A 16,846-nucleotide genomic window follows, 5' to 3' on the forward strand; every position below is an offset into this window, starting at 1 on the left:
ACAGGTCCAGAAGCACAGCTGGGAACACACCGCCGTGCAGTGGAACGAGGCCGCCCAGGAGGCGTGCCAGGAGATCCACCACTGGGTCGGCCGTGAAGGCCGTCCCGGCGCGCCGGTGATGCGGTGCGAGTCGCTCAGTGCCACCATCCAGAAGGCGGCACTCGACGGCCGTCTGGACATCACCAACGAGGACCCGGTGCCCACCCCGCAGGTCGTCGACCACTGAGTCGACCTGCCGACGAAAAGGATCGTTCATGATCGACAAGAATCAGTACGGCCCGTGGGCCGTCATCGCCGGTGGCTCCGAGGGTGTCGGCGCCGGCTTCGCCGACGAGCTCGCGCAGGCCGGCCTGAACCTCGTGCTCATCGCTCGCAAGCCGGGTCCGCTCGAGGAGACCGCCGAGAAGGTGCGCTCCCACGGTGTCGAGGTCCGCACCCTCGCACTGGACCTGCTCGCCGCCGACGCGATGGAGCAGATCCGCAAGGCCACCGACGACGTCGAGGTCGGTCTGCTGATCTTCAACGCCGGCGCCAACAGCTACGGCCACGAGTTCGTCACCGGTGACCTGTCGGGCTTCAGCGGTGTCATCGACCTCAACATCACCAAGCAGCTCGAGCTGTCGCACCACTTCGGTGGGCTGATGAAGGAACGCGGCCGCGGCGGCATCATGCTGCTCGGTTCGCTGGCCGGCTACATGGGCTCCGAGCACCAGAGCATCTACGCGGCGTCGAAGGCGTTCAGCCGGGTGTTCGCCGAGTCGCTGTGGCTCGAGCTCGAGCCGTACGGCGTTCACGTCGTCGAGTTCATCCTGGGTGTCACCCGCACCCCGGCCATGGTCCGTGCCGGCCTCAACTTCGACATCCCGGGCATGATCGTCCAGGAGCCGGAGGATGCGGCCCGCGAGGGCCTCGAGCATCTCGCCGACGGCCCCGTGTGGGTCGCGGGCGGCAACTACGAGGCCGCGCAGAAGCGCAGCGGCTTCCCCCGCGACAAGATGGTCAAGGGTGCGGCCGAGGCGATGCGCAAGCTCCTCAACCGCAAGTAGTTTTCCCGTGCAGCTGTGGCCGCGATCCGGAAGGGTCGCGGCCACAGTCGTCTTCGCTTCAGGAAAGGACACCGATGGACCTCGAACACCTGCTCGCCGAGCGTGAGATCACCCGCGCCGTAACCCGGTTCGCGCGTGCGATGGACGACCGGGACTGGCCCGGTCTGCACTCCATCATGACCGGCGACGTCACCGCCGAACTCGGCACCGGTACTCTGCACGGCCCCGACGCGGTGGTGGCGCTGATCCGCTCCTTCCTGGACGATTGCGGGCCCACCCAGCACCTGCTGGGCAACGCGCTCGTCGACGTGGACCTCGCGGCCGGCACCGCCACCAGTCGGACCTACGTCAGCGACATGCACCTGGGAGTCGGCGAGCACGACGGCCTGAGCTTCTCGACGCTCGGCGACTACCACGACGAGTGGCGCCTGACCGACGGTGAGTGGCGAATGAGTCACCGCACCAAGCACATGCGAGGAGCTCGAGGAGAGATCGAGGTCCTCGGTTCGGGCCCCGGACACTGGGACGGCGGGACGGCGCCGGTGAACCCGCGCACCGCAGCCGCCGACATCGAGGCCGTCAAACAGTTGAAGGCCCGCTACTTCCGTCTCATGGACGCCAAGGACTGGGACGGCCTCGCCGACGTCTTCACCCCCGACGTCACGATAGACATGACCGAAACCGGTGGCGGTGTCACGAATTCGGTGGCCGAGTACCTGCCGTTCCTGAGAGCGAACATCGAAGAAGTCACGACCGTCCACCACGGCCACACCCCCGAGATCACCCTCACCTCGGCCACCACCGCGACCGGCGTGTGGGCGATGGAGGACATGCTGTGGTGGCCGGACGGTTCGGCACTGCACAGCCTGCACGGCTACGGCCACTACCTCGAGGAATACCGCAGGACCGACGACGGCTGGCGGATCAGCGCAATGCGCCTGACCCGGCTGCGCACCGACACGGCATAAGGCGAATCGTCCGATACCGTTGCGGCAGGCGGACGGGAGGCCTGCCGCAACGGGGAGGGAACACTCGTACATCTCTCACCCTCCCCCACCACCCACTCCCGGCCGCGACCGTCGTACGAGGATTCGACACCCGACCCGAACAACGCCCGATTTCACCGGTTTATGAAGAGCTTCTGTCGTGATCCGGGACTTTTCCTTCACGAATCGCCGGTGCGGACCGGTGCAGCGCGGTACCTTACGGTGCCTTTGCCGTTCCTGACCTGGGCTTCCCGAGCGCGGCTTCCCCGGGCTCGGCTTCCGAGCTCGACTTCCGACCGATAGGGGTTCGTACCGATGTGGGGTTCCGATCCGATGCGCACGTCGCTGCGCCGCGCCGGGCGCGGTGCGCTCGGGGTGTCACTCGTCGTAATGGCCGCGCTTCCGTCGGCCGGGACCGCTGTCGCCTCGCCCGGCAGTGCCGGTAGTTTCGGTAGTGCGGCCGGGTCCAGCGGCGCCAGCGCCGACGGCGGCAGTGTCAGTGCCGGTTCGCTCATGCCGGGGTCGTGGCAGAACGAGCATCCGCCGCTGCCGGAGCTGCGCGACGACATCACCACCGCGGCGATCGTCGACGCGGAACAGAAGACGGACCGGCTCGTCCGCTTCACCGTCGCCTCCCCTGCCCTGCACCGCGAGGTGGGTGTGGAAGTGCTGCTGCCGAAGGACAATTCGGAGCCTCGGCCGTCGATCTACGCTCTCGAGGGCGTCGATGCCCGTGAGGACACCAGCGGCTGGGTGACGATCGGCGGGGCCCCGAATTTCTTCGCCGACAAGAACGTCAACGTCGTCATGATCAACGGTGGCGTGTCCGGCATGTACACCGACTGGGATCGCATCGATCCCGGTGTGGGACTGCACAAGTGGGAAACGTTCATCACCGAGGAACTGCCCCCGCTGATGGAGGAGCGTCTGAAGAGCAACGGCGTCAAGTCGCTGCTCGGCATCTCGATGGGCTCGCAGGGCGCGATGATGCTGGCGCACCGGCATCCCGGCATGTACCGCGGCATCGCCGTGTTCAGCGGCTGCTACTCCACCACCGACGACCTCGGCCGACTCAGTGTCCAGTCGACAGTGTCGTCACGCGGCGGCGACCCCGCCAACATGTGGGGTGAGATCGGCGGCCCCGACTGGGCAGCTCACGACACCGTCCGCAACGTGGACGCGTTGCGCGGCATGGACATCTACGTTTCCACCGCGACCGGTATCCCCGGCGAGTACGAGGTGCCGAGCGCATCGGACTTCCTCGACCGCGTCTTCATCGGCGGGCCGATCGAGATGATGTCCAACGCGTGCACGCAGCGCCTCGACGCCGCCCTGTCCCGAGCGAAGGTCCCCGCCACCGTCGACTACGAGATGCAGGGCATCCACGGCTGGTCGTACTGGCGGGACCGGCTGCCGAAGGCGTGGCCGACGCTCGCGAAATCACTGGATCTGCCGGCCTGACACCGGCTTCTGCGCACAGGGGCCCCGCACGGACGATTCCGTGCGGGGCCCTTGTCGTGCAGTAGGCGATCAGGCCTTCGGGATGAACGCCTTCAGCGGTTCGGAGGCCGACCAGTCGTGGCCCCAGTAGCTGTCGGCGGTGATCTCCTCGGCCGTGTAGTACCGCTCGTCGACGAGCATGCCCTCGGTGCCGAACTCGAGGTCCCAGCCGCCGGGTGCGCGCACGTAGAACGACACCATCTTGTCGTTGGTGTGGCGGCCCAGGGTCGACGAGATCGTGAAGCCGAGCTTCGCGACGCGGTCGAGTGCCTGACCGACGGCGTCGAGGGTGTCGACCTCCGTCATGAGGTGGACCAGGCCGGGCTCGTCGCTCGGGGGCGCCGGGCACAGCGCGAGGCTGTGGTGGCGCTGGTTGACGCCGAGGAACCGGACACGGTTGACGCCGTCCTGCAGGCGGACTGCGCCGCGCGGCAGGAAGCCGAGCACCTCGGTGTAGAAGGCGTACGACTCGGCGAACTTCGGGGTCGGCAGCACGACGTGGCCGAGGCCCTGGTCGCCGGTGATCCAGCGGCCACCGTGCGGCGTCACGACCGGGCTGTGGTCGAGGACCGGTCCGAAGAACACCTCGACGCGGGTGCCGGCCGGGTCGTCGAACGCGATGACCTTCTCGGCGTCGCGGTAGAGCGACTCCTCGGCGGAGAGGACGCCTACCTGGATGCCGGCCTTCTCGACAGCCTCACGGACCCGCTCGAGGGCGAACTCGTCACGCACCTCCCAGCCGACCGCGAGCGCCTTGTCGGACTCGCCGGGCAGCACGATGAGGCGGGCCCGCCGCTCGTCGACACGCAGGTACAGGCCGTCCGGCTCCGGTCCCTGGCCGACCGACATGCCGAGGCCGTCGACGACGAGCTCGCGCCAGCGTGCCACGTCCTGCGTCTGAATCCTGAGGTATCCGAGACCCCGAATTTCCGTCATATCTATCCGTCCCTGGGTGTGGAGTGCAGAGGGTTGCGAACTAGATCATCGAGCGGTGGACGCCCTGCGGCTCGCCACCGAGCTGCGTGAGCGCCGACGCGTGGTTGATCGAGCCGGGCACGTGGATGGCGTGGGTGAGGCCGACGTGCGCGTCGCGCCAGAAGCGCTGCAGCGGGAGCGTCACCTTCATGGCGCCGCCACCGGCGCGGGCGAAGACCTCGTCGAGGGCGCTGACGGCACGCCACGCGGCGTTCGTCTGGGTGCGACGGCCGATCGCGCGCTCCTCGAAGGTGATCGTCTCGCCCTTCTCGGTCTTGTCCCAGAAGCGGTCGACGGTCTCGAGGATCGCGACCCGCGACGCGTTGATCTCGTCCGCGGCCTGTCCGATGGCGTAGAGGACGTACGGGTCCTCCTTGATCGGGATACCGGTGACGGCGACGCGTTCCTTCTGCATGGCGATGTACAGGCCGAGTCCGCCCTCCGCCATGCCGATCAGCGACGAGGAGATACCGAGCGGGAAGATGCAGGAGAACGGGAACTTGTACAGCGTCTCGTCGCGGCCGGCGTGCGCGGCGCCGTTGCCCTGCAGGACGATGTCGGCGTCGATGGTGCGGTACTCGGGGACGAAGGCGCCCTTGACGGTGAAGTCCTTCGATCCGGTGCCGCGCAGGCCGACGACGTTCCAGCTGTCGTGGTCGACGGTGTAGTCGGCCTTGGGGACCAGCACGTGCAGGATCTTGCCGGTGCGGTTGCCGTCCTTGTCGCCGACCGCGGCGCCGATCATGACCCACTCGCAGTGGTCGTTGCCGGTCGAGAACGACCAGCGGCCGTTGAGGATGTAGCCGCCGTCGACGGGGACCGCGACACCCATGGGGGCGTACGGCGACGCGATCCAGGTGTCGACGTCCTCGCCCCACACCTCCTGCTGCGCCTTGGGATCGAAGAACGCCATCTCCCACGGGTGGACGCCGACGATGCCGGAGACCCAGCCGGTGGAGCCGTCGACGGCACCGAGGGCCATGGCGGTCTCCGCGAACTCGCGCGGGTGCACCTCGAGGCCGCCGAATTCCTTCGGCTGCAGCATCCGGATGACGCCGGCGTCGCGAATACGCTTGGCGTTTCCGTCGGAGAGGCGCATGAGCTTCTCGCCCTCGATGCCTCCCTCGCGGATCTCGTCCGCGAACTGCATGATGTTGTCCAAAACCTGACCCATGGCTAACCAGCCCTCTCTGTGTCGATCCCACGGCGACGCGGGTCAATTCTCAACGGACGGACCCACTGCGTTCCAGAGCAATTGGTCTCTTTTGTCCTCCCGACCCGCATCCGGTCGTGACCGCGTGCGAGTCGCGGGTCAGCGCCTTTCCGAGCGGATCGAAACTGCGCTGATCGTGCTTCGAACGGTCCCAGCTACGGGGCCGGGGAAACAAAACGCCTCCCGCTCAGCGGGACTGGGATTCGGCCACGTCAGAGCCGTTTTCCCAGTCCCACTGAATGGCCACGGGAGTTCCGTGAACCTACTACTTGCCGGCCGTCGTCGACAGACGATCGGCGCTGTTGTCCGCGATGTAGTTCGCGGCGACGTAGCCGAAGATCATCGACGGGCCGATGGTGGCGCCGGCGCCGGCGTACTCGTTGGCCATGACGGAGGCGGCGGTGTTGCCGACCGCGAACAGGCCGTCGATGACGGATCCGTCCTCGCGCAGGACACGGGCCTCGGCGTCGGTCATGAGACCGCCCTTGGTGCCGAGGTCGCCGGCTTCGATGCGGACCGCGTAGAACGGGCCCTTGACGATCTCGTCGAGCGCCGGGTTCTTCATCGTCGGGTCGCCGTAGTACTGGTCGTACGCGCTGTCGCCGCGGCCGAACTCCTCGTCCTTGCCGGTGCGGGCGTAGCCGTTGAACCGGTCGACGGTCTCGAGCAGGTTCTGCGGCGGGACACCGATCTTCTCGGCCAGCTCGCTCAGCGAGTTCGCCTTGTGGACGATGCCCTGGTCGTAGAAGCCCTGCGGGAACGGGGCACCGGGCAGGACCTGCGCGAACGGGTACCGCGAGCGAGCCTTGCTGTCCATGACGAAGTAGGCCGGGACGTGGCCGCCCTCGATCTGGTCGTGCACGAAGTTGACGTACGGTGCCGACTCGTTCGTGAACCGCTTGCCGTCCTGGTTGACGATCACCGACGGCGGGATCGACCGCTCGGACACCAGCGGGATGACCGCACCCATCGGGTGCTTCACCGACGGCATCCACCATGCGTCGTCCATGAGATCGACGGCCGCACCGAGCTTCTGGCCGGCGACGATGCCGTCACCGACGTTCTCGCGCGCGCCCATGCTGATGTTGTCGACACCGTTCTGCGGCAGGTACTTGGCGCGCATCTCGTTGTTGTGCTCGAAGCCGCCGGTGGCGAGCAGGACACCCTTACGGGCGCCGACGCGCACCTTCTTGCCGTCCTTCTCGACGACGGCACCGACGACGGCACCCGTGCTGTCGGTGATCAGCTCGGTCATCGACGTCTGCAGCCACAGCGGGACACCCGCGTCCTTGAGCGCCATGCGCATGCGGGCGACGAGCGCGCGACCACCGGTCGACATGTGACGACGGCGGACGACGTTCGACGCGACACGCCACGCCGCGACGAGCGAGGCCCGACGGCCCGCCCACGTGCGCTTGACCATCGCGAGGTCGTGGTAGTCCTTGCCGGTGACCCACAGGCCCAGCGGGCCCTTCATGCTGTTGGGGCGCTGGAACTTCTCGTCCTCGCCGAGCTTGCGGGTGTCGAACGGGGTGCATTCGACGGTGCGGCCGAGGGGGCGTCCGCCCTCGAGCTCGGGGTGGTAGTCGGAGTAGCCCTTGACCCAGTAGAACTCGATGTGGGGGCTGCGCTCGAGCAGCTCCATCATCTTCGGGCCGTTCTCGATGTAGGCGTCGAGGCGATCGCCGGCGACCTTGTCGTCGGTGAGGATGTCGAGGTAGCGACGGATCGACTCCTTCGAGTCCCGCTGGGCACCCTTGCGCAGCAGCACCGGGGCGTTGGGGATCCAGATGCCGCCACCGGAGATCGCAGTGGAGCCGCCGAACGTCTTGCCCTTGTCGACGATCAGCGCCGACAGTCCCCGGTCGGCGGCGGTGAGGCCGGCGACCATGCCGCCACCACCGCTTCCGATGATCAGGAAGTCGACGATGGTGTCGAAGTTCTCGTTGTCGGCTTTCTTGTCTGCCATTGGGTTTCGCCTACTTCTCGTCACGCAACAGGAAGGCCAGGACCGTGGCGACCCAGGCGTCCCGAGCCTCGATCATGGTCCAGTGGCCACACTTGGGGAACACGTGGAATTCCGCGTTCGGGATGTCGCGCATGGGCAGCAGGCCCATGTCGACGGGGCTGACGCGGTCGTCACGACCCCAGGTGATCAGGGTGGGGGCCTTGATCTTGCCGAACTGCGACCAGTACGGCGCCTCGTTCGACATCGCGTTCGCGGCAGCCATCGCGGCGAACGCCTTCGAGCTGTACATGCGGCGCGCGATCTCGAGCGTCTTCGGCTCGGTCGCGAGCGCCCAGCGCTCCTCGATGAGCTGCTCGGTCACGACAGCGGGGTCGTAGACCATCGACTGCAGCCACCGGATCAGGCCCTCACGGGTCGGATTGTCGGTGAACTCCATGAGCAGTTTGATGCCCTCACCGGGGGCCGGGGAGACGACGTTCTTGCCCAGGCCGCCGATCGAGACGATCTTCTCGACGCGGTCGGGGTGGGTCATCGCGAACCGGCCGGCGACGATGCCGCCCATCGAGTTGCCGATGAGGCTCACCTTGTCGAGGCCCAGGCCGTCGAGGAACGTCGGAACCGCCGCGACGGCCTCGACCATCGGGTGGCCCTCGCACGGGTCGGAGACACCGAAGCCGGGGAATTCGAGCACGTAGCAGCGGAAGTGCTTCGCGAAGTCCGCGAGCACGCCACGGTAGTTGCGCCAGCCGGTGACACCGGGGCCGGAGCCGTGGAGCAGCAGCAGCGGAGGCCCGTCACCCGCCTCGTGGTAGCGCAGCACACCCTTGTCGGTGTGCAGTTCCTTCAGAGTGTCCTCGTAGCTGAGCTCAGTAGTCATCGTCGCCTCTGCGTAGTCGGCCGCTGTCGTCGGATCCGCAACTGTCGTCGGGGTCACAACCCATCCGGGCGAAGGGTGCCAGCCCGCGTGGGACGCAGCCATCACCCATCCCGATCAGCGAGACCCCGGCCGGATCCACGGGCCACACGATGTCCGGTTCCGCTCAACGAGACCGCAGTTCAGGACACATATCCGGAGGGCCATACGCTCGCCTCATCGACCAGTCGTTCCGTTCGAACAGTTCCGTACAGGAGGTGGCTTCCATGACCGCAGAGACGATCGCACGCCCGACCACGGCAGGCTCGTGTGCTCCGACGCCCGACGAGATGCGTCGCGTCATGGGCCAGTTCGCGACCGGAGTGACCATCGTGACCGGCATCGACGAGGAGGGCCCTGTCGGGTTCGCCTGTCAGTCGTTCGCGTCGGTGTCGCTCGAGCCGGCCCTGATCCTCATCTGCGCCGACCATCGGGGCCGTGCGTGGCCGCGGATCCGCAAGTCCGGCCGTTTCTGCGTCAACGTCCTGCACGAGGACCAGTCCGAGCTGTGCGCCCGCTTCGGTTCCAGCCGCGGCCGCAAGTACGAGGACCTCGACTGGGAGCTGTCCCGGTGGGACACCCCGTCGCTGCCGGGTGTGCTGATGCGCGTCCACGCCGAGGTGGAGAACGTGCACGTCGCCGGCGACCACGACGTCATCATCGCCCGGGTGCTCGAACTCGACACCGTGTGCGAGGAGCGCCCCATGGTGTTCTTCCGCGGCAAGTTCGGCATCGAGGCACCTGCCGGCGTCTGACACTGTAGGCACCTGTCGGCGTCCGACGCCGTAGGCACCTGCCGGCGTCCGACGCCGTAGGCCCACGAACCGGAAACGGCGGCACACTTCCGAGATCGGAGTGTGCCGCCGTTTCCCGTTCGGCGCGAGGTACGTACTAGATCCACTGTCCGCTCTGGATCGACAGCAGCCGATCCATCGCGTCGGCCGACCACGTGTCGGCGGGGGTGGTGGCGGCGCGGCGACCGCGACGCGGCTGACCGAGCTCCGGGTACAGCGTGCGCGACACTTCCCGGGCCGCGTCCACCACGAGCGGCGCGACCCGCTCGAGCTGCGCGGTGCGGGAGTCGCCGCACAGCGAGATCCCGGCGACCGGACCGTCGTGGCCGCGGACGGCGACACCCACGCAGGCGACACCGCGCACCGACTCGCCGCGCTCGAACGCGAGGCCGCGGCGCTGTCGGATCCGGTTGAGTTCCTGGTGCAGCGTCGGGATGTCGGTGATGGTGCGGTCCGTGCAGCGGGCCAACCGCTCCTCGTACAGGCTGTCGACGCGCTCGGGGTCGAGCCACGCGAGCATCGACTTGCCGCCGGCAGTCGAGTACGCGGGGCCACGCCCGCCGACCCGTGACGGCAGGGTGGTCGCGAATCGTCCGCCGACCTTGTCGAGGTAGACACTCTCGCTACCGTCGAGAACCGCGAGGTGGACGACCATGCCGGTCTGCATGTGCAGCTCGTGCAGCAGCGGTGCCGCGGCGGCGCGGATCTCGCTGTGGCCACCGTCGCCGCCACCGAGACCGAGAGCTCGACGTCCGAGGCAGTAGCCGAACGACGCGTGCTCCACCCAGTTGAGCCGGACGAGCTGGTCGAGGATGCGGTGCACCGTCGAGCGCGGCAGCTGGGTCCGGCAGGCCACCTCTTCGAGCGTCAACCGGGATGCCCGGCCGTCGAACGCATCGAGGATGAGCGTCATGCGCTCGACCATGGACGGGGGCAATTCGCGGCGGGCCGCAGGAGTAGCGACGGCCTCACTGGGATCGACGATGGTCATCGACACCTCCAAACAACGTCCGCGCCCTGATCGAGGGGCGATGCGATGCGAAATTGAAATGAATTCTTACAGCAGGTTATCAGGTGCGTCCCGGTAGCCGGGAGTGTTTGTGGACGAATCTCACGAAACGGCTGCCGAATCCGGCGCACCCATCATGATCGTTGCCCGACGGTTCCGCACCCACCGGACGACACCCTGCCGGACAACGTACACACGTCCCCCGCATGTTCCCGGTCACCGGAAGAGCCGCAGCGAGCCGGGTGACGGGCCCGGTAGAACGGAGCCATGCGGACCGGGATGCACATCGGAATCGTCTCCCCCGTCGTGGTGCTGCACCCCGGCGCCCACTCGGAGTGGGAACGCACGGGCGGGATCGCCGACCTCGCCGCGATCGCCGAGACCGCCGACCGGCTCGGTTTCCACCACCTGACCTGCAGCGAACACGTCGCGGTTCCCGTCGATATCGCGGAAAACCGCGGCGGCACCTACTGGGATCCGCTCGCCACGTTCGGTTACCTCGCGGCCCGCACGCAGCGGATCCGGCTCGCGACCCAGGTCCTCGTCCTCGGCTACCACCACCCGCTCGAGATCGCGAAACGCTACGGCACCCTCGACGTCGTCAGTGGCGGACGTCTCGTTCTCGGCCTCGGGGTCGGCACGCTGAAGGAAGAGTTCGATCTGCTCGGTGCCCCGTTCGAGGACCGTGGCGCCCGCGCCGACGATGCGCTGGCCGCGCTGCGCGCCGGCCTGTCCCGCCGAGTTCCCGAGTACCACGGCGCCTACTACGACTTCGAGGACCTCGTCGTCGACCCGCACGCCGAGCAGGACCGGGTGCCGCTGTGGATCGGCGGGCGCACCCTGCGGTCACTGCGTCGCGCGGTCGCGCACGGCGACGGCTGGGTGCCGTTCGGGCTGCGACTCGAGGACCTGCAGACCATGCTCGGCAAGGTCGACGTCCCGGACGGCCTCGAGGTGGTCCTCAGCGCCGGCGGGCCTCTCGATCCGCTCGGCGACCGGGACCGCACGCTCCGCGCCCTCGAACGTCGCCGGGACGCCGGCGCCACCGTCGCGAGCGCGTCGATCTCCGCGACCGGGCCGTCGCACTACCGCGAGCAGCTCGAGGCGCTGCGGGACCTGGGCGTCGAACTCGGGCTCGCGTTCGAGCCGCCGCACGACTGATTTCCTTTTCACACCGACGCACTAGGAGATTCGATGACCGATACCGCCGCTCTCGTCCAGTCCCTGCTCGAGCGGGTCCAACTGCTCGAGGACAAGCTCGCCATCCAGGAACTCATCACCGCGTACGGCCCGGCCGTGGACGCCGGCCAGGCGGAGAAGGTGGGTGCGCTGTGGACCGAGGACGCGGTGTACGACGTCGACGTGCGCATGATGGACGGCCGCGAGGAGATCATGGAAATGGTGCGCACCAGCCCGCACCAGGACTACATCAAGAACGGCTGCGGCCACCTGCTCGATCCGGTGAACATCGTCGTCGACGGTGACACCGCGATCGCGACCTGCCACTCGCAGCTGCTGCTCCGCAACCAGGACGAGGACTCGTTCCGGGTGTGGCGGGTGACGGCGAACCGGTTCGAGCTGGTCAAGGTCGACGGCGAGTGGAAGATCGCGCGCCGCACGTCGCGCGCGCTCAACGGCAACCCGAAGGCCGTGGAACTGCTCGCCCGCGCCGGCAGCTGATCGCCCGTACACGCCGAAGCGGCCCGCACCTCGTATCGAGGTGCGGGCCGCTTTCCGTCGGACTGTCGTGGAGACCGGCTGTCAGCCTGCGGCCTCGAGCGTGGTCTTGGCCCACCGGTAGTCGGCCTTGCCGCTGGGCGAGCGCACGACGTCGGGCACCACGACGACGGTGCGCGGCACCTTGTAGCCGGCGATCTTGGTGCGGCAGTGTGCGATCACCTCGTCCTCGTCGAGGTCGTCGATGCCGTCGCGGGCCGAGATGACGGCGGAGACCCGCTGTCCGTACGTGGGATCCGGGATGCCGGCGACGAGTGCGTCGAGCACGTCGGGGTGGCTCTTGAGTGCTTCCTCGACCTCCTCGGCGTACACCTTCTCGCCGCCGGTGTTGATGCACGACGAGCCGCGGCCGAGGACGACGATGGTGCCGTCCGCTTCGACGCGGGCGAGGTCGCCGAGCACCGACAGCCGCACCCCGTCGACGACGGGGAAGGTGGCCGCGGTCTTCTCCGGGTCACCGAAGTAGCCGAGCGGCACGTGACCGGCCCGGGCCAGGTAGCCGACGGTGTCGGAGCCGGGCTCGATCGTGGAGAAGTCGGTGTCGACGACGCGGGCCTTCGGGGACGGCGGCATCCGCAGCAGGCCGTCCTCGTCCTTCTTCAGTTCGCCGTCGTTGCCGGACTCCGACGAGCCGAACGCGTCGCGCAGGTACGTGTTGGGCAGCAGTTTGTTGAGCTTCTCGCGGACGCTGGCCGACCACAGGGCGCCGCCGGAGCCGATGATCCACAGCGTGCTCAGATCGAACCGGTCGCCGTGCTCCTCGATCGCGTCGGCGAGTGGGCGGGCGATCGCGTCTCCGACCACCATCACGACGTTGATCTTGTGCTCGTGGACGAGCTCGAGCGCGGCGACCGGCTCGTACTTGGGCATGAGGACCTGCTTGGAACCCATGAACATGCACGTGAACAGCGAGTACGACGCCGCACCGTGCATCAGCGGCGCGGTGACGAGGTAGGTCATGGAGAACTGGTTGGCGGCCGCGGCCGCACCCAGGTCGGCGGGCGTCAGGATCGGGTCGCCGCCCATGACGGCGCCGCCGGACAGGGCCGCGTGGTAGAAGTCCTCGTGCCGCCACATGACGCCCTTGGGCATGCCGGTGGTGCCGCCGGTGTAGATGATGTAGATGTCGTCGTCCGAGCGCTCGGGGAAGTCTCGTTCGGGCGACTGGTCGGCGATCGCCTTGTGGTAGTCCGCAACCGACACTCCGGCGGTGGCGGCAGCTTCGGCGAGGGCCGGTCCGGCCGGTTCTCCGACCAGCACGATGTGCTTCAGCTCGGGGCACGTGGGCAGGACGGCGGCGATGGTGTCGCTGAACTCTCCGTCGGCGACGACCGCCTTCAGCTTCGCGTCGTTGTACAGGTATTCGAGTTCGGCGTCGACGTACCGGAAGTTGACGTTGACGGGCACGGCGCGGATCTTGAGACAGCCGAGCAGGGCCTCGACGAACTCGATGCTGTTGCGGGCGTGCAGTCCGACGTGGTCGCCGGGCTGCACGTTCTGCGCGGCCAGGAAGTGCGCGATGCGGTTGGCCTCGGCATCGAATTCGGCGAACGTCCGCGTCTCGGAACCGCACGCGAGCGCGACCTTGTCCGGGATGGCGTCGACCACCGCTTCCGTCAGATCCGCGAGATTGAGTGACATTACTGGCCCTTCAGGTGGTTCGCACTACGAATAGAGTGCGTTCTACCACAAACTGGACGCTTGTGTGCCGGCCGTCACACGGTGTTTGGTAGAACATATTTCGATATTGAGAGGGGTGAGCGAACCGACAGGTCGCTCTACGCTCCACGATCGCGAGGTCGACATGCACGTCATCCACATCGCGCCGCCTCGAGCCCGGGTCGTCGCAGTCAGTGGGAACCTGTTGCAAATCGACTAGAATGAATACTATTTTTTAGGGAACTGCACGGAAGGTAAAAGGAGCCTGACATGGTGGAGAATCTGAGCCTGGCCGGTAAGACGGCCATCGTCACGGGTGCGGGTGCGGGACTGGGCCGCGCCGAAGCCCTCGGCCTCGCACAGGCCGGCGCGGCCGTCGTCGTCAACGACATGGGCGCTGCCGCCCACGACGTCGTCGACGAGATCAAGGCCGCAGGCGGCCAGGCCCTCGCGATCACCGGCGATGTCTCGGACTGGGCACTCGGCGAGCGGATGGTCGCGGAGGCCGTCGCGAACTTCGGGTCGATGGACATCCTCGTCAACAACGCGGGCATCCTCCGCGACAAGATGATCTTCAACCTGTCGGAGTCCGACTGGGACGACGTCATCCGCGTCCACCTCAAGGGACATGCCGCCACGTCGCACGCCGCTGCGGTGCACTGGCGCAACGCCAGCAAGGCTGCCGACGGCCCGGTCTACGGCCGCATCATCAACACCTCCTCGGAGGCGTTCCTGTTCGGCTCCGCCGGCCAGCCCAACTACTCGGCCGCCAAGGCCGGCATCACCGCTCTCACGCTGTCGAGCGCGCAGGGCCTGTCCCGCTACGGCGTGCGTTCCAACGCGATCTGCCCGCGCGCCCGGACGGCGATGACCGCCCAGGCGTTCGGCACCGAGGACAACAGCGGCGTGCAGGGCCTCGATCCGCTCGCCCCCGAGCGCGTCGCCACCCTCGTCAACTACCTCGCCTCCCCGGCGTCCGACGAGATCAACGGCCAGGTCTTCGTGGTCTACGGCAAGATGGTCGCGCTCATGGCTGCGCCGCAGGTCGAGAACCGCTTCGACGCGGCCGGTTCGGCGTTCACCGTCGAGGAGCTCGCCGGGCAGATGACGCCGTACTTCTCGGGTCGCGGCCCGTACGAGACCTACGCGGCCTACGGTGTCGCCGGCCTGGAGAAGTTCGCGCTCGCGACCGAGGCCCCCGCCGAAGCCTGATCCGCGGCATTCATCCGGGGCGCACCAATTTTCCGGTACTGCCTCGTAACCTCCTCTGTCGGCGGTATAACGCTCGAAGCCTGCACACCTGTCCAGGCAACCGAACAAACCGCCGACAGAGGAGACACATGTTCGAAAACCGGGCGAACAAGGCTGCTGCAACTCGGGGGGCGGCATCCGTTTCACGCCGCCGATTCCTTGCCGGGGCGGGCGTGGCCGCGGGTGCCGTGGCGCTCTCCGCTGCCACCTCGACCACCGCTTCCGCCGCCCCTCGCCGTGCGCTCTCCGACGGCGACCGTGTTCCGGCACTCGTGATCGGCAGTGGCTACGGCGGTGCAGTCGCCGCTCTCCGCCTGACGCAGGCAGGCATCCCCACCCAGCTCGTGGAGATGGGCCGCAGTTGGGACGCTCCCGGCCCCGACGGCACGACGTTCTGCGGCATGCTCGACCCGGACAAGCGCTCGATGTGGCTGTCCGACAGGACCGCTCAGCCGGTCAGCAACTTCATGGGCTTCGGCATCGACAAGAACATCGAGAAGTACACCGGGGTCCTCGACTGCGAGCGCTTCGGCGGCATCAAGGTCTACCAGGGTCGCGGCGTCGGTGGCGGTTCGCTCGTCAACGGCGGTATGGCGGTCACCCCGAAGCGCGCTTGGTTCGAGGAGATCCTGCCGTCGGTCGACGCGAACGAGATGTACGGCACCTTCTTCCCGCGCGCCAACACCGGTCTCGGGGTCAACAACATCGATCAGGCGTGGTTCGAGTCGACGCCGTGGTACCAGTTCGCCCGCACCGGCCGCAAGACCGCGCAGCGTTCCGGTTTCAACACGGTGTTCGTGCCCAACGTGTACGACTTCGACTACATGAAGAAGGAAGCCGCCGGGCAGGTCACCAAGTCGGGTCTCGGCGGTGAGGTCATCTACGGCAACAACCACGGCAAGAAGTCCCTCGACAAGACGTATCTGGCGCAGGCCGCCGCGACCGGCAAGCTGACCGTCACCACCCTGCACCGCGTCACGAAGGTCGTCCCGGCATCGGGCAGCGGTTACAGCGTCACGATGGAACAGATCGACGAGCAGGGCAACATCGTCGCCACCAAGGTCGTCACCGCCGACCGGGTGTTCTTCGCGGCCGGCAGTGTCGGCACCAGCAAGCTGCTCGTCGCGATGAAGGCGCAGGGGCACCTGCCGAACCTGCCGTCGCAGGTGGGTGAGGGCTGGGGCAACAACGGCAACATCATGGTCGGCCGGGCCAACCACATGTGGGACGCCACCGGTTCCCAGCAGGCCACCATCCCGACGATGGGCATCGACAACTGGGACGATCCGACGGCCCCGATCTTCGCCGAGATCGCACCGCTGCCCGCGGGCCTCGAAACGTACGTCAGCCTGTACCTGGCGATCACGAAGAACCCGGAACGTGCCCGCTTCCAGTTCAATTCGGGTACCGGCAAGGTCGATCTGACGTGGGCGCAGTCCCAGAACCAGGTCGGTATCGACATGGCCAAGAAGGTCTTCGACAAGATCAACAAGAAGGAAGGCACGATCTACCGCACCGACCTATTCGGTCTGTACAAGACGTGGGGCGACGACTTCACGTACCACCCGCTCGGCGGCTGCGTCCTGAACGAGGCCACCGACAACTACGGCCGTCTCCCGGGCCACCCCGGCCTGTACGTCGTCGACGGTTCCCTCGTCCCCGGCAACGTCGGTGTCAACCCGTTCGTCACCATCACCGCGCTCGCCGAGCGCAACATGGCGAAGGTGATCGCAGAAGACCTGAACTAGCACCACCGCCTCCGTGCCCCCGCCGACCAGGGCGGGGGCACGGAAG

Annotated in this window: 15 protein-coding genes; 9 read left to right on the forward strand and 6 right to left on the reverse strand. The window is 67.6% G+C overall.

The features are described from left to right. Positions 1-34: 34 nt before the first annotated feature. The 4 genes from Q5696_RS19965 (at position 35) to Q5696_RS19985 (ending at position 3,493) form a co-directional block, all read left to right on the forward strand. Positions 35-226: a hypothetical protein gene (locus Q5696_RS19965; protein WP_370654827.1), complete on the forward strand. Its 192-nt coding sequence runs from the start codon at positions 35-37 to the stop codon at positions 224-226. Between the two features lie 28 nt (positions 227-254). After that, a complete protein-coding gene (locus Q5696_RS19970; protein WP_305092986.1) occupies positions 255-1,046 on the forward strand; it encodes an SDR family NAD(P)-dependent oxidoreductase in 792 nt (263 codons plus the stop codon). A 74-nt stretch (positions 1,047-1,120) separates the two neighbouring features. Next, positions 1,121-2,014, forward strand: a complete 894-nt coding sequence (locus tag Q5696_RS21530) for a nuclear transport factor 2 family protein (RefSeq protein ID WP_370654828.1) — start codon at positions 1,121-1,123, stop codon at positions 2,012-2,014. Between the two features lie 333 nt (positions 2,015-2,347). Continuing rightward, the gene (locus Q5696_RS19985; RefSeq protein ID WP_305092987.1) at positions 2,348-3,493 is read left to right on the forward strand and encodes an alpha/beta hydrolase; all 1,146 of its coding nucleotides are present in this window, start codon (positions 2,348-2,350) and stop codon (positions 3,491-3,493) included. Positions 3,494-3,562: 69 nt separating this feature from the next. On the opposite strand, the gene bphC is transcribed toward Q5696_RS19985, so the two are convergent. The 4 genes from bphC to Q5696_RS20005 form a co-directional block, all read right to left on the reverse strand. Then, entirely contained in the window at positions 3,563-4,468 is a 906-nt protein-coding gene (bphC, locus tag Q5696_RS19990; protein WP_305092988.1) for a biphenyl-2,3-diol 1,2-dioxygenase, read from the reverse strand. Between the two features lie 40 nt (positions 4,469-4,508). Then, positions 4,509-5,681, reverse strand: coding sequence for an acyl-CoA dehydrogenase family protein (locus Q5696_RS19995; protein ID WP_305092989.1), 1,173 nt, complete (start codon positions 5,679-5,681; stop codon positions 4,509-4,511). A 304-nt stretch (positions 5,682-5,985) separates the two neighbouring features. After that, complete coding sequence (locus Q5696_RS20000) at positions 5,986-7,689, reverse strand: FAD-binding protein (RefSeq protein ID WP_305092990.1); 1,704 nt, start codon at positions 7,687-7,689, stop codon at positions 5,986-5,988. A 10-nt stretch (positions 7,690-7,699) separates the two neighbouring features. After that, positions 7,700-8,566 carry an alpha/beta fold hydrolase gene (locus tag Q5696_RS20005; RefSeq protein WP_305092991.1) on the reverse strand — a complete coding sequence of 289 codons (867 nt, stop codon included), beginning with the start codon at positions 8,564-8,566 and terminating at the stop codon, positions 7,700-7,702. Positions 8,567-8,829: 263 nt separating this feature from the next. On the opposite strand from Q5696_RS20005, the gene Q5696_RS20010 reads away from it, so the two are divergent. Next, the gene (locus Q5696_RS20010; RefSeq protein ID WP_305092992.1) at positions 8,830-9,357 is read left to right on the forward strand and encodes a flavin reductase family protein; all 528 of its coding nucleotides are present in this window, start codon (positions 8,830-8,832) and stop codon (positions 9,355-9,357) included. A gap of 136 nt (positions 9,358-9,493) precedes the next feature. On the opposite strand, the gene Q5696_RS20015 is transcribed toward Q5696_RS20010, so the two are convergent. Next, the gene (locus Q5696_RS20015; protein ID WP_305092993.1) at positions 9,494-10,387 is read right to left on the reverse strand and encodes an IclR family transcriptional regulator; all 894 of its coding nucleotides are present in this window, start codon (positions 10,385-10,387) and stop codon (positions 9,494-9,496) included. Between the two features lie 297 nt (positions 10,388-10,684). Here Q5696_RS20015 and Q5696_RS20020 point away from each other — a divergent pair, with 297 nt between their 5' ends. Both Q5696_RS20020 and Q5696_RS20025 read left to right on the forward strand, forming a co-directional pair. Next, complete coding sequence (locus Q5696_RS20020) at positions 10,685-11,566, forward strand: TIGR03619 family F420-dependent LLM class oxidoreductase (protein ID WP_305095383.1); 882 nt, start codon at positions 10,685-10,687, stop codon at positions 11,564-11,566. Positions 11,567-11,599: 33 nt separating this feature from the next. Beyond that, a complete protein-coding gene (locus Q5696_RS20025) occupies positions 11,600-12,085 on the forward strand; it encodes a nuclear transport factor 2 family protein (RefSeq protein WP_305092994.1) in 486 nt (161 codons plus the stop codon). Between the two features lie 81 nt (positions 12,086-12,166). Here the strand turns inward: Q5696_RS20025 and Q5696_RS20030 are convergent, their stop codons facing one another. After that, complete coding sequence (locus Q5696_RS20030; protein WP_305092995.1) at positions 12,167-13,783, reverse strand: acyl-CoA synthetase; 1,617 nt, start codon at positions 13,781-13,783, stop codon at positions 12,167-12,169. A gap of 288 nt (positions 13,784-14,071) precedes the next feature. On the opposite strand from Q5696_RS20030, the gene Q5696_RS20035 reads away from it, so the two are divergent. Both Q5696_RS20035 and Q5696_RS20040 read left to right on the forward strand, forming a co-directional pair. Further along, a complete protein-coding gene (locus Q5696_RS20035) occupies positions 14,072-15,013 on the forward strand; it encodes a 3-oxoacyl-ACP reductase (RefSeq protein WP_305092996.1) in 942 nt (313 codons plus the stop codon). Between the two features lie 128 nt (positions 15,014-15,141). After that, positions 15,142-16,800: a GMC family oxidoreductase N-terminal domain-containing protein gene (locus tag Q5696_RS20040; RefSeq protein WP_305092997.1), complete on the forward strand. Its 1,659-nt coding sequence runs from the start codon at positions 15,142-15,144 to the stop codon at positions 16,798-16,800. Positions 16,801-16,846 lie beyond the last annotated feature (46 nt).

It is taken from the genome of Prescottella sp. R16 (assembly GCF_030656875.1).
Taxonomy (GTDB): domain Bacteria; phylum Actinomycetota; class Actinomycetes; order Mycobacteriales; family Mycobacteriaceae; genus Prescottella.

What these genes read in the sequence shown, in the direction of transcription:
- Q5696_RS19995 (WP_305092989.1), bottom strand. Translation starts at nt 5,681, where the DNA reads ATGGGTCAGGTTTTGGACAACATCATGCAGTTCGCGGACGAGATCCGC.
- Q5696_RS20020 (WP_305095383.1), top strand. Translation starts at nt 10,685, where the DNA reads ATGCACATCGGAATCGTCTCCCCCGTCGTGGTGCTGCACCCCGGCGCC.
- Q5696_RS20015 (WP_305092993.1), bottom strand. Translation starts at nt 10,387, where the DNA reads ATGACCATCGTCGATCCCAGTGAGGCCGTCGCTACTCCTGCGGCCCGC.
- Q5696_RS20000 (WP_305092990.1), bottom strand. Translation starts at nt 7,689, where the DNA reads ATGGCAGACAAGAAAGCCGACAACGAGAACTTCGACACCATCGTCGAC.
- Q5696_RS20010 (WP_305092992.1), top strand. Translation starts at nt 8,830, where the DNA reads ATGACCGCAGAGACGATCGCACGCCCGACCACGGCAGGCTCGTGTGCT.
- Q5696_RS19985 (WP_305092987.1), top strand. Translation starts at nt 2,348, where the DNA reads ATGTGGGGTTCCGATCCGATGCGCACGTCGCTGCGCCGCGCCGGGCGC.
- Q5696_RS20040 (WP_305092997.1), top strand. Translation starts at nt 15,142, where the DNA reads ATGTTCGAAAACCGGGCGAACAAGGCTGCTGCAACTCGGGGGGCGGCA.
- Q5696_RS20025 (WP_305092994.1), top strand. Translation starts at nt 11,600, where the DNA reads ATGACCGATACCGCCGCTCTCGTCCAGTCCCTGCTCGAGCGGGTCCAA.
- bphC (WP_305092988.1), bottom strand. Translation starts at nt 4,468, where the DNA reads ATGACGGAAATTCGGGGTCTCGGATACCTCAGGATTCAGACGCAGGAC.
- Q5696_RS20035 (WP_305092996.1), top strand. Translation starts at nt 14,072, where the DNA reads ATGGTGGAGAATCTGAGCCTGGCCGGTAAGACGGCCATCGTCACGGGT.
- Q5696_RS19970 (WP_305092986.1), top strand. Translation starts at nt 255, where the DNA reads ATGATCGACAAGAATCAGTACGGCCCGTGGGCCGTCATCGCCGGTGGC.
- Q5696_RS21530 (WP_370654828.1), top strand. Translation starts at nt 1,121, where the DNA reads ATGGACCTCGAACACCTGCTCGCCGAGCGTGAGATCACCCGCGCCGTA.
- Q5696_RS20005 (WP_305092991.1), bottom strand. Translation starts at nt 8,566, where the DNA reads ATGACTACTGAGCTCAGCTACGAGGACACTCTGAAGGAACTGCACACC.
- Q5696_RS20030 (WP_305092995.1), bottom strand. Translation starts at nt 13,783, where the DNA reads ATGTCACTCAATCTCGCGGATCTGACGGAAGCGGTGGTCGACGCCATC.